An 11278-nucleotide genomic window follows, 5' to 3' on the forward strand; every position below is an offset into this window, starting at 1 on the left:
TTCTGCTCCCGCAGTTCCTTGAGTTCCTTCGCTGCATCGGCGTCCATGCCGGAGTACTGGCGCCGCCAGTTGTACAGCGTCGCCGCCGACACCTCAAGCGCTGCGGCGATTTCCTCACCGTTCTTGCCTTCCGCGGCCAACTCGTCGGCTCGGCGCAGCTTGCGCACGATGTCCTCCGCCGAGTGACGTTTGCGTCCCGCCATGATCCCTATCGTCCCTTCTTCGCCCTCACCAGGGCAATCAGGACTCTAGAACAACCCGGACCGACTCGCAGGGGACATGCCACGAGAAGCCCTACTCGAGCAGATTTCCTATCACCGCCGACTCGGTAGACCCTTCAACCTCGCGACACGCCTTGAATCGGCAGGGACTCCGAACTTTGCCGCCGCGATCCGCGAGATGATGCAGACGCCAGCTGTTGCTCAGGCTCTCGCGTGCATCTACGAGGGCATCTGAGATGACGGAGCGGGTGATGACATGGAATTAGAGATAGAACGCGGTGCTTCGCGTGTTCACCTTTCCGAGCAGGTCTTGCCCCGACGTCCCCGTCAGACCGTCGTCGAGCGGGGCCGACGCGTCTGTCGTGACGGCAGCGCGAACGCCGACGCGAAGACCACGATCGCGCATGCGGCACACACCAGATAGGCGATGACGAACCCGGCGGTGCTCACACCGCCCGCGAAGGCGTGAGCGGCGAGCACCGATGCGACCACTGCGCTGCACACCGTGCTGCCCACCGTGCGCAGCAGAACGTTGACGCCGTTGGCTGCTGCGTTCTGCTCCAGGGGGACCGCTCCGAGAATCAGCACCGGCAACGTGCAGTACACGAGCGACGTGCCGACTGCCGCGACGAAGATCGCGGCCACGACCAGCCAGAGCGGTTTGTCCGGCACCGCGTGGATGCCGTAGCCGGCGAGCAGGAACAGCGCACCGATCATGATCGTCACCTTCGGACCGAATCGCTCGGTGATCCGCGACGCCACGATCGCAAAGATCATCATGGCGACGCTCGCGGCGAGCTGGCACGCCGCCGCCTGAAGGATCGTCAGACCGTATCCCGCGCCCTCGCCCCGCGGTGCCTGCAGCAACTGGGTGGTGATGAGTGTATTTCCGTAGAACGCGAACCCGACGAGCAACGCCGACAGGTGCGGGGTGAGCACGGAACGCCGAGCGGCGACGCGAAGGTCGACGAGCGGATTGCGGTTGCGCAGTTGCTGGAAGCCCCAGATGCCGAAGACGACCACGGCGGATGCGGCCATGGACAGCACTGCCGGGCTCGTCCAGCCCCACGAACTGCCCTGGGTGATGGGCACCAGCAAACAGATCAGTGCTGCCGACAGTCCGGCCGCACCCACCACGTCGAAGCGCCCGCCCGCGCGGCTGTCCGATTCCGGCACGACGAACCACGCCGCAAGCGTCACGCCCGCACCGATGGCCGCGGTGACCCAGAACAGCAGGTGCCAGTCGGCGAATTGCACGATGGCTGCGGCGAAGGGGATTCCGATCGCGGTGCCGATGCCGAGGGTCGAGCTGAGCATCGCAACCGAGCGGTCCACGCGATCGCGCGGCAGCACCTCGCGCAGGATCGCCATGCCGATCGGAAGCACTGCGGCGCCCGCTCCCTGCAGGCCGCGCGCAAAGATGAGCAGCCCGATGTTCGAGGTCATGGCGCAGATCAGCGATCCGATGGTCATCACCGTGAAGGCGATCAGGAGCATCTTCTTCTTGCCGATCATGTCGGCGAGGCGGCCGAAGATCGGTGTCATCACCGCGCCGACCAGCAGCGTCGCCGTCACCAACCACGACACCGCGGTCGGTCCGGCACCGGTGAAGCCCGGCATGCTGGGCAGTAGCGGCACCATGACCGTCTGCATGATCGCCTGGAAGACGGCTCCGACGGCGAGCACCGCGAAGACGAACCGGCGAAGGTCCGGACGACGGGCAGCGGAAGCGTCGATGCGGGTTCGTTCCGCGGGACGGAACCGGCGGGGCACGGACAGCCGCAGAGGGACCGAAACTGTCAAGGACCCTCCTCGGCATAGGTGAATGGGTGTTCACCAGATTAGGTGAACACCCATTTACCTCACAACACGAGTGAGACGATTCACTCCCGAATGCCGTCGAGAAGCGCCTGCACCACCGGTGCGTAGAGGGCCACGACCTCGTCCAGCGTCCCCGTGGCGTGCTCCCGCATCATGCGACGACGCATGATCGCGAGACCCATCACCGCCGACATCGCGAGTTCGGCGCGCAACCTCGCATCGACGCCCGGCAGCCTCGCGGCAAGGGCATCGATCATCTGCGTCGAATAGTTCTCACGCAGCAGCCGATTGCTCTCGTCGCTCGCCCCGCTCATGAACAGAATGTTCATGGACAACGGCTTGTACGGTTCGAGCGGACGGGCGAACATCGCAACCATCCGCTCCCCCAGCGTCTCCAGCGGGCCGTCGAACAGCACCTGCGCGCCGGCTTGGAAGTCCACCAGCGCTTCGTACAACTGCTCCTTCGAGCCGAAGTACTTGATGATCAGCGGAGCACTCACCCCCGCGTCCACCGCGATGTCCTTGAGGGTGATGTCGCGGTACGACCGGGTCGCGAACGCCTTGCCCGCCGCATCGAGGATCAGCTTGCGCGTCTCGTCCGAACTCCGTCGGCGCTTCTCGGGTTCGTCCGGAGCGATGTCGTCCGCGGCTCCGCCGGTCACATCGCTCGCCGGCCCGACAGCGCACGTCCGAGGGTGAGCTCGTCCGCGAACTCGAGGTCACCGCCCATCGGCAGGCCGGACGCGAGGCGCGTCACGGTCAGCCCGGGGAAGTCGCGCAACATCCGGACCAGATACGTCGCGGTGGCCTCGCCCTCCGTGTTGGGATCGGTCGCGATGATCACCTCGGAGACGTCGACGCCGTCCTCCTGGTTGCCGATCCGGGTGAGCAGTTCCCGGATGTGCAACTGGTCAGGCCCGATGCCGTTGAGCGGATCGAGCGCACCACCGAGCACGTGGTAGCGGCCGCGGAACTCGCGGGTGCGCTCGATCGCCTGCACGTCCTTGGGTTCCTCGACCACACAGATCTGTGTGCGGTCGCGCCGGAGGTCCGAACAGATCCTGCACCGCTCCCGATCCGACACGGTGCCGCACACCTCACAGAACTGAACCCCGTCGCGCACCTTCTGCAACGCCGCCTGGAGTCGGTCGATCTCGGGAGGCTCCACCGACAACAGATGGAACGCGATGCGCTGCGCACTCTTCGGCCCGACGCCGGGAAGCTTGCCCAGTTCGTCGATGAGGTCCTGTACCGGTCCTTCGTACAACGCGAACCTCTAGAGACCGGGCAAGCCGGGAATGCCGCCGCCGAGACCGCCGGCGAGCGGGCCGAGCTTCTCGGCGGCACTCTCCTGCGCCTTCGCGGATGCGTCGGCGATCGCACCGACCACCAGGTCCTGCAGGGTTTCGACATCGTCGGGATCGACGACCTTCGGATCGATGTGCACGGCGACGACCTCACCCGTGCCCTTCACCGTCGCGGTCACCAGGCCTCCACCGGCCTGACCGGTGACCTCCTCCTGTGACATTTCGTTCTGAGCGGCCATCAGTTGCTGCTGCATCTGCTGGGCCTGAGCGAGGAGTTGCTGCATGTCGGGCATTCCACCGGGTTGCACGGACACGTCCTTTCTGCACGTTTGTCTGTCCAGGGTAGTCGTCCACCGTCTGCGGTGATACGACGGAGAGTTCAGTCCACTTCGTTCTTCAGGTTCTGAAGGACCTGCTGCTGGATCTTGCGCAGACCGATCGGCGCGAAGGTCTTCTCGAAGAATCCACCGATACCACCCGCTCCGTTCCAGCCGGTGAGGACGACCACCGTCGAACCCGTGCCGTGGGGCACGACGCTCCAGGTGGTCACGAGCGACGAGTTCGTGTCCGTCTCCGTGATGGTGCTGCCGGAAACAGAGACGGTGGCCTGCACATCGCGCTGCCGCTTCTCGGTGGCCTGGAGAATCCAATGCACGACGGTGCCCTCACCCCGGCCACCCGAGATCACCCGGTAGTCGCGGTAATGATCCGACAGGATGCGGGGGCGCACCGTCTCGTAATCGGCGAGGGCAGCAAGCACCTTGTCGGGCGCTGCCTCCAGTTGTATCGAACTGCTCGCACTGACCTGCGCCATGTCGATTTCCTCCGTAGTCGATCGGATACTGCTTGTGGACGAGTTCTCCGTCCATCCTGCCTTCTCCTCAGTACCGGGACGGGCACGAGCCACGGGTTTATTGTGGGTGTGCCATCAAGCAGCGCCGCAGGGGAGTCGATGCTCATGCTGGGATCGTCACGTGCCACGAGTCCGTACGGACTGCAGGTTCACCGCGAAGGTGTGGAACGACTGTTGCGCTCGTACCGCGACATTCCCGAGCGTGCGCCGGTACGGCTCGCGAAAAAAACGTCGAATCTCTTCCGTGCCCGCGCGAAAGTGGATGCCCCCGGGCTGGACGTCTCCGGCCTCGGCGGTGTCGTGTCGGTCGATCCGCGTACCCGCACCGCGGATGTCGCCGGGATGTGCACCTACGAACACCTCGTCGACGCGACATTGCCCTACGGGCTTGCTCCCCTCGTGGTTCCGCAACTGAAGACCATCACCCTGGGCGGCGCCGTCACCGGTCTCGGAATCGAGTCGACCTCGTTCCGGAACGGTCTGCCCCACGAATCGGTGCTCGAGATGGACATCCTCACCGGCGCAGGTGAGATCGTCACGGCGCGGCCCGACGGCGAACACTCGGATCTGTTCCGAGGATTCCCCAATTCGTACGGGTCCCTCGGATACGCGACCCGCCTGAGGATCGAACTCGAACCGGTCAAACGGTTCGTTGCCCTGCGCCATCTGCGGTTCGATTCACTCGCCGAGATGCAGGCAGCGCTCGATCGGATCACCGCCGACCGCGTGTATGCCGGTGTCGCTGTGGACTACATCGACGGCGTCGTCTTCTCCGCCGAGGAAAGCTACCTCACACTCGGGGTCCAGACGGACGAGCCGGGTCCGGTATCCGACTACACCGGACGCGACATCTACTACCGGTCCATCCAGCACGCGTCGGTCAACCATCCCAAAACCGATCGGCTCACGATCCGCGACTACCTGTGGCGCTGGGACACCGACTGGTTCTGGTGTTCGAGGGCGTTCGGGGCACAAGACCCCCGAATCCGCCGGTTCTGGCCGAAGCGACTGCTGCGCAGCAGTTTCTACTGGAAGCTCATCGCGCTGGACCACAAATACGCGGTCGCCGATCGTATCGAGGCACGCAAGGGCAATCCCCCTCGTGAACGTGTCGTGCAGGACATCGAGGTACCGGTCGAACGCACCGAGGAATTCGTGCGCTGGTTCCTCGAAGAAACCCCCATCGAGCCGATATGGCTGTGCCCGTTGCGATTGCGCGAGCGTCACGGACCGGGCGGTGCGTCGTTCGATGCCCAGCGTCCGTGGCCGCTGTATCCCCTCGAACCCAAACGCACGTATGTCAACGTCGGCTTCTGGTCCTCGGTGCCCGCCGATCCCGGCGGGGTCGACGGTGCCGCGAACCGGCTCATCGAAAACAAGGTGGCGGAACTCGACGGTCACAAATCCCTGTACTCCGACTCGTACTACACACGCGACGAGTTCGAGAAACTGTATTACAGCGGTGGGGAATACACCGCACTCAAGAAGAAGTACGACCCGCGGTCCCGCTTACTGGACCTTTTCTCGAAGGCGGTGCAAAGAAGATGACCACGTTCAAGTCCGAGCCTTCGGCCGGCGTGCGCCCGGCCGATGGCAAGATCCCCCTCGCGAAGATCGTCGAAACCGTCACGGGCGGCGCCATGCCGCTGCGTTTCACGGCGTACGACAATTCGGCCGCGGGTCCGGAAAACTCCCCTTACGCCCTTCATCTCGCGTCGCCCAAGGGCGCGACCTACATCGCGACCGCCCCCGGCGACCTCGGGATGGCGCGCGCATACATTTCCGGTGAACTCGAGATCCGCGGCGCTCATCCCGGTAACCCCTACGCTTTGCTTGCCGCCCTGGGAGACATGCATTTCGAGCGCCCCCCGGCCCGCGTCCTCGCGCAGATCGCCCGGTCGCTCGGTACGGAACTGCTCAGGCCGATCGCGCCGCCGCCGCAGGAACATCTGCCCCGATGGCGCCGCGTCGCGGAAGGTCTCCGGCATTCCAAGAATCGCGATGCCGAGGTCATCCATCACCACTACGACGTGTCCAACACGTTCTACGAGTACGTACTCGGCCCGACGATGACGTACACGTGCGCTCTCTTCGATTCCGAGAGCCAGAAACTCGACGATGCCCAGGAGAACAAGTACCGCCTCATCTTCGAAAAGCTCCGCCTGCAACCCGGTGACCGTCTCCTCGACATCGGTTGCGGCTGGGGCGGAATGGTGCGCTTCGCCGCGCGCCGTGGAGTGAAGGCACTCGGGGTGACCCTGTCGCGCGAGCAGGCGGAGTGGGCGCGGCAGGCGATCGCGGACGAAGGGCTCGGCGATCTGGCCGAGGTTCGGCACTCCGACTACCGCGACGTGACCGAAACCGGATTCGACGCGATCTCGTCGATCGGCCTCACCGAGCACATCGGCGTCGGAAACTACCCCGCGTACTTCCAGTTCCTGCACGACAAGCTGCGGGTGGGCGGGCTGCTCCTCAACCACTGCATCACGCGCCCGCACAACCGTGGGCGGGTGAAGGCCGGCGGATTCATCGACCGGTACGTGTTCCCCGACGGGGAACTCACCGGCTCCGGCCGCATCATCACCGAAGCGCAGAACGTCGGATTCGAAGTGGTGCACGAGGAGAACCTCCGGCAGCACTACGCGTACACCCTCGCCGGCTGGTGCGAAAACCTCGAAAAGAACTGGGATGCGTGCGTCGCCGAGGTGGGCGAGGGCACCGCGCGGTTGTGGGGCCTGTACATGGCCGGGTCCCGGCTCGGATTCGAACGCAACATCATCCAGTTGCACCACGTGCTCGGCGTCAAGCTCGGCGCGGACCAGCGTCCGCAGGTACCCCTGCGCCCGTGGTGGGTCGCATAGCCCCCGCCGCCGGCGGCCTCACACCGATGACGCCGTAGCCGGAACGAGGAAGGGCCCCGAAGCGATTCGGGGCCCTTCCTGTCTATCGGACGTGCATGCGCAGGTCAGTCGCGGAGCGACGCCGGCGGGGTGAAGCGCTCACCGTACTTCGCGGCGAGCTCCTCGGCCCGCTTCACGAAGCCGGCCTTGCCGCCCGCGTATCCCGTGATGAACTGCGAGACACCACCGGTCCACGCCGGGAAGCCGATGCCGAGGATCGAACCGATGTTGGCGTCGGCGGTGGTCTCGAGAACACCCTCGTCGAAGCACTTCTGCGTCTCGATGGCCTCGGCGAAGAGCATCCGGTCGATCAGGTCCTGCAGCGGAACATCCAGGGTCGCGACGGTCTTGAACTGATCGCGCACGCCCTGCCAGATGCCCTGACGCTTGCCGTTCTCGTCGTACTCGTAGAAACCGGCCTTCTCCAGACGACCCGGACGACCCTGCTCGACCATCCAGTCGATGACGTCGAGCGCGGGGTGACGGGTGGCGCCCATCTTGGTGTCGCCCTGCTTGGCGGCCTCCGCGGTCTCCTTGGCGATCTTCTGCATGAGCTTCATGTTCAGCTCGTCGGTCAGCTGCAGCGGCGGAGCCGGGTAGCCCGCCTGCGAACCGGCCTGCTCGATCGTCGCGGGCTCGATGCCCTCGCCGAGCATCGCGATGGCCTCGTTGACGAACGTGCCGATGACTCGCGAGGTGAAGAATCCACGGCTGTCGTTGACGACGATCGGGGTCTTGCGGATCGCGAGCGTGTAGTCGAACACGCGGGCCAGCGCCTCGTCCGAGGTCTTCTCACCCTTGATGATCTCCACCAGCGGCATCTTGTCGACCGGCGAGAAGAAGTGGATCCCGATGAAGTCCTCGGGACGCTTCACACCCGTGGCGAGACCGGTGATCGGCAGCGTCGAGGTGTTGGAGCCGAGCAGCGCGTCGGGTTCGACGATGTCCTCGATCTCCTGGAACACCTTGTGCTTGAGCTCGGTGCTCTCGAAGACGGCCTCGATGACGAAGTCGACACCCTTGAAATCGGCCGCGTCGGCGGTCGGGTGGATGCGGCCGAGCAGTTCCTTGGACTTCTCCTCGGTGGTCTTCCCACGCGAGAGCGCCTTGGCCTCGATCTTCTCCGAGTAGTTCTTGCCGCGCTCGGCGGCCTCGATGCTGATGTCCTTGAGGACGACCTCGTACCCGGCACGCGCGGAGACGTACGCGATGCCCGCGCCCATCATGCCGGCGCCGAGCACGCCGATCTTCTTGATCTCACGCTTGGGCACGTCCTTCGGACGCGACGCGCCCGAGTTGATGGCCTGCATGTCGAAGAAGAACGCCTGGATCATGTTCTTCGCGACCTGGCCGGTGGCCAGTTCCGTGAAGTAACGGGACTCGATGGTCGACGCGTTGTCGAAGTCGACCTGCGAGCCCTCGACTGCGGCGGACATGATCGCGCGCGGAGCCGGCATCGGCGCGCCCTTGATCTGCTTGCGCAGGTTCGCCGGGAACGCGGGGAGGTTCGCGGCGAGCGAGGGGGTCGACGGGGTGCCGCCGGGGATCTTGTATCCCTTGACGTCCCACGGCTGAACGCCACCCTCGGGATTGGCCTTGATCCACGCCTTCGCAGCGGGAACGAGTTCGTCGACGCTGCCGACGACCTCGTGAACCAGGCCGATCTCCTTGGCCTTCACGGCGTTGTACTTGTTGCCCTGCAGCAGGACCGAGAGGAGCGCGGTCTGGATGCCGAGCAGACGCACGGTGCGGGTGATACCGCCGCCACCGGGCAGCAGGCCGAGGCTGGCCTCGGGCAGGCCGATCTGAACGCCCTTGACGTCCGCGGCGATCCGGTGATGGGTCGCGAGAGCGATCTCGAGGCCACCGCCCAGGGCCGCACCGTTGATGGCGGCGACGACGGGCTTGCCGAGGGTTTCGAGGCGACGGAGGTCTGCCTTGATGTCCTGTACCTCGTCGAACGCGGCCTGCGCGTCGTCCGGGCCGATCGCGATGATGTTGCGGAGGTCGCCTCCGGCGAAGAAGGTCTTCTTCGCCGACGTGATCACCACACCGCTGATCGAGTCCTTCTCCTCGACCAGGCGGTCGACGGTGGCTTTCATGGAGGACTTGTAGAGCGCGTTCATGGTGTTCGCGCCCTGGTTGGGGTCGTCCAGGGTGAGCACAACGATGCCGTCGGCGTCCTGATCCCAAGAAATCATGTTGTCGGTCACTGTATTTCGAATCCTTCCGGGTATCAGACGCGCTCGATGATGGTGGCCACGCCCATACCGCCACCGATGCACAAGGTGACGAGGGCGCGCTTGGCTCCGCGGCGCTCGAGCTCGTCGATCATGGTGCCGGTGATCATGGCGCCGGTAGCGCCGAGCGGGTGACCCATCGCGATGGCGCCGCCGTTGACGTTGAGCTTCTCGTCCGGGATCTTCAGATCCTTCTGGAACTTCAGGACGACGGACGCGAACGCCTCGTTGATCTCGAAGAGGTCGATGTCGTCGGCGGTGAGACCGGCGGCGGCGAGCACCTTCTCGGCGGCCGGAGTCGGACCGGTGAGCATGATGGTCGAATCGGCACCCGAGGTGGCCGTCGCCACTACGCGGGCACGCGGGGTGAGACCGAGATCCTGGCCGGCCTGCTCGGAGCCGACGAGCACGAGAGCCGCGCCGTCGACGATGCCCGAGCTGTTACCGCCGTGGTGGACGTGGTTGATCTTCTCCACGAAGTGGTACTTCTGCAGCGCGACAGCGTCGAAGCCGCCCATCTCGCCGACCGACGCGAACGACGGCTGCAGCTTCGCCAGACCCTCGAGGGTCGTGTCGGGACGCATGTGCTCGTCCTGCTCGAGGATCGTCAGACCGTTCTGGTCCTTGACGGGCACGACCGACTTCGAGAAGTAGCCACCGGACCACGCTGCGGCTGCGAGCTGCTGCGAACGCAGTGCGTAGGCGTCGACGTCCTCGCGGGAGAAGCCCTCGATGGTCGCGATCAGGTCGGCCGAGATGCCCTGGGGCACGAGGTAGCTGTCGTAGTTCGTGGCGGGGTCGAGCATCCACGCGCCGCCGTCGGAACCCATGGGCACGCGCGACATGGACTCGACACCACCGGCGAGGACCAGTTCGTCCCAGCCGGAGCGGACCTTCTGCGCAGCCATGTTGACGGCTTCGAGGCCGGACGCGCAGAAACGGTTGATCTGGACACCACCGGTGGTGGCCGGCATGTTGGCGACGGTGACGGCGGTGCGAGCGATATCGGCACCCTGATCGCCGACCGGGCCCACGACACCGAGGATGAGATCCGAGATGCGGTTCTCGTCCAGGTCGGGGAAGCGGACGCGCAGTTCGTCGATCAGGCCGGTAACCAGAGAGATCGGCTTGACGGAGTGCAACGATCCCGTCTTCTTGCCTCGGCCTCGTGGTGTTCGGATGGCTTCATAGATGAATGCCTCGGTGGTCACAGTGCGCAGGTTCCTTCCCGTGCTTGCGGAGTAACAGCACCGACGGCCCCCTTCGGAGCCGTCGTGCCCAACTTCACACCACCGTAGAAGGTGTGGCCCACAGCGGTAAGGACCGAAGCGATCGGGGTCCGTGACCGAACCGAGCGACCTTCCGTCAGAACACGAGCACCGCGAAGACGGTCGAAGAATCGGGGTTCGCTCTCGCTGGCCGGTCGCCCGCACCGACCGGTCGCGAGGCGGCGGGAGGAGCGGTTCGACGGACCTGAAACGGGTAACCGCGAGATCGAGTTCGCATGTCAGGAGGCGCCGTGTCCGCAACAGAAACCACCCATCGCAATCCCCGGATGCCGTCCGCGGTGTCCGGCCGGCTGTCGATTTTCGACCGCTTCGCCACCCGGGTCGGGGGCCTCACGGCACACGCATGGTTCTTCGCGTTCTGCGTCGTCCTCGTGCTCGTCTGGGCGCCGTCGTTCCTCGTGCTGGGGAATATCGACACCTGGCAACTGATCATCAACACCGCCACCACGATCATCACGTTTCTCCTGGTGGCCCTGCTGCAGAACACCCAGAAGCGGTCCGACGACGCCGTTCAGCACAAGCTCAACGCCATCGCGGACGCGCTCGCCGATCTGATGGAGCAACTCGCCGATCAGCGGCCGGAGCTGACCAAGGATCGCAAGGAATTGCAGCAGGCCGTGGGACTCGAGACCAAGGAAGGTGTCTGA

11 protein-coding genes are annotated in these 11278 nt (G+C 65.2%); 3 read left to right on the plus strand and 8 right to left on the minus strand.

From position 1 onward, the window contains the following. From ACFWBU_RS14250 to ACFWBU_RS14275, 6 genes are all read right to left on the minus strand, one after another. A partial coding sequence (locus ACFWBU_RS14250) for a transposase (protein ID WP_378528553.1) occupies positions 1–203 on the minus strand: 203 nt, incomplete at its 3' end. Between the two features lie 345 nt (positions 204–548). Then, entirely contained in the window at positions 549–1958 is a 1410-nt protein-coding gene (locus tag ACFWBU_RS14255; RefSeq protein WP_378528582.1) for an MFS transporter, read from the minus strand. A gap of 146 nt (positions 1959–2104) precedes the next feature. Then, the gene (locus ACFWBU_RS14260; RefSeq protein WP_378528583.1) at positions 2105–2680 is read right to left on the minus strand and encodes a TetR family transcriptional regulator; all 576 of its coding nucleotides are present in this window, start codon (positions 2678–2680) and stop codon (positions 2105–2107) included. 20 nt (positions 2681–2700) lie between these two features. Further along, on the minus strand, positions 2701–3309 hold the full coding sequence (gene recR / locus ACFWBU_RS14265) for a recombination mediator RecR (protein ID WP_169622585.1): 609 nt from the start codon (positions 3307–3309) through the stop codon (positions 2701–2703). A 9-nt stretch (positions 3310–3318) separates the two neighbouring features. Further along, positions 3319–3642 carry a YbaB/EbfC family nucleoid-associated protein gene (locus tag ACFWBU_RS14270; RefSeq protein ID WP_378528584.1) on the minus strand — a complete coding sequence of 108 codons (324 nt, stop codon included), beginning with the start codon at positions 3640–3642 and terminating at the stop codon, positions 3319–3321. A gap of 86 nt (positions 3643–3728) precedes the next feature. After that, on the minus strand, positions 3729–4163 hold the full coding sequence (locus ACFWBU_RS14275; protein WP_378528554.1) for an SRPBCC family protein: 435 nt from the start codon (positions 4161–4163) through the stop codon (positions 3729–3731). Positions 4164–4307: 144 nt separating this feature from the next. On the opposite strand from ACFWBU_RS14275, the gene ACFWBU_RS14280 reads away from it, so the two are divergent. Continuing rightward, positions 4308–5750, plus strand: a complete 1443-nt coding sequence (locus ACFWBU_RS14280) for an FAD-binding oxidoreductase (RefSeq protein WP_378528585.1) — start codon at positions 4308–4310, stop codon at positions 5748–5750. Then, complete coding sequence (locus ACFWBU_RS14285) at positions 5747–7063, plus strand: class I SAM-dependent methyltransferase (RefSeq protein WP_378528555.1); 1317 nt, start codon at positions 5747–5749, stop codon at positions 7061–7063. Before ACFWBU_RS14280 ends, ACFWBU_RS14285 begins: the two co-directional genes overlap by 4 nt. 104 nt (positions 7064–7167) lie before the next feature. Here the strand turns inward: ACFWBU_RS14285 and ACFWBU_RS14290 are convergent, their stop codons facing one another. Together ACFWBU_RS14290 and ACFWBU_RS14295 are read right to left on the minus strand one after the other, a co-directional pair. Further along, complete coding sequence (locus ACFWBU_RS14290) at positions 7168–9303, minus strand: 3-hydroxyacyl-CoA dehydrogenase NAD-binding domain-containing protein (protein ID WP_206037306.1); 2136 nt, start codon at positions 9301–9303, stop codon at positions 7168–7170. Between the two features lie 35 nt (positions 9304–9338). Beyond that, positions 9339–10553, minus strand: coding sequence for an acetyl-CoA C-acetyltransferase (locus tag ACFWBU_RS14295; protein WP_169622581.1), 1215 nt, complete (start codon positions 10551–10553; stop codon positions 9339–9341). A 308-nt stretch (positions 10554–10861) separates the two neighbouring features. Between ACFWBU_RS14295 and ACFWBU_RS14300 the strand changes: the two genes are divergently transcribed. Further along, entirely contained in the window at positions 10862–11278 is a 417-nt protein-coding gene (locus tag ACFWBU_RS14300) for a low affinity iron permease family protein (protein ID WP_378528556.1), read from the plus strand.

The organism is Rhodococcus sp. NPDC060084 (genome assembly GCF_042730335.1).
Taxonomy (GTDB): Bacteria; Actinomycetota; Actinomycetes; order Mycobacteriales; family Mycobacteriaceae; genus Rhodococcus.

Bases quoted from the DNA above. Each gene is read 5' to 3' on its own strand.
- ACFWBU_RS14270 (WP_378528584.1), bottom strand. From the start codon at position 3,642: ATGCCCGACATGCAGCAACTCCTCGCTCAGGCCCAGCAGATGCAGCAG.
- ACFWBU_RS14275 (WP_378528554.1), bottom strand. From the start codon at position 4,163: ATGGCGCAGGTCAGTGCGAGCAGTTCGATACAACTGGAGGCAGCGCCC.
- ACFWBU_RS14280 (WP_378528585.1), top strand. From the start codon at position 4,308: ATGCTGGGATCGTCACGTGCCACGAGTCCGTACGGACTGCAGGTTCAC.
- ACFWBU_RS14285 (WP_378528555.1), top strand. From the start codon at position 5,747: ATGACCACGTTCAAGTCCGAGCCTTCGGCCGGCGTGCGCCCGGCCGAT.
- ACFWBU_RS14290 (WP_206037306.1), bottom strand. From the start codon at position 9,303: ATGATTTCTTGGGATCAGGACGCCGACGGCATCGTTGTGCTCACCCTG.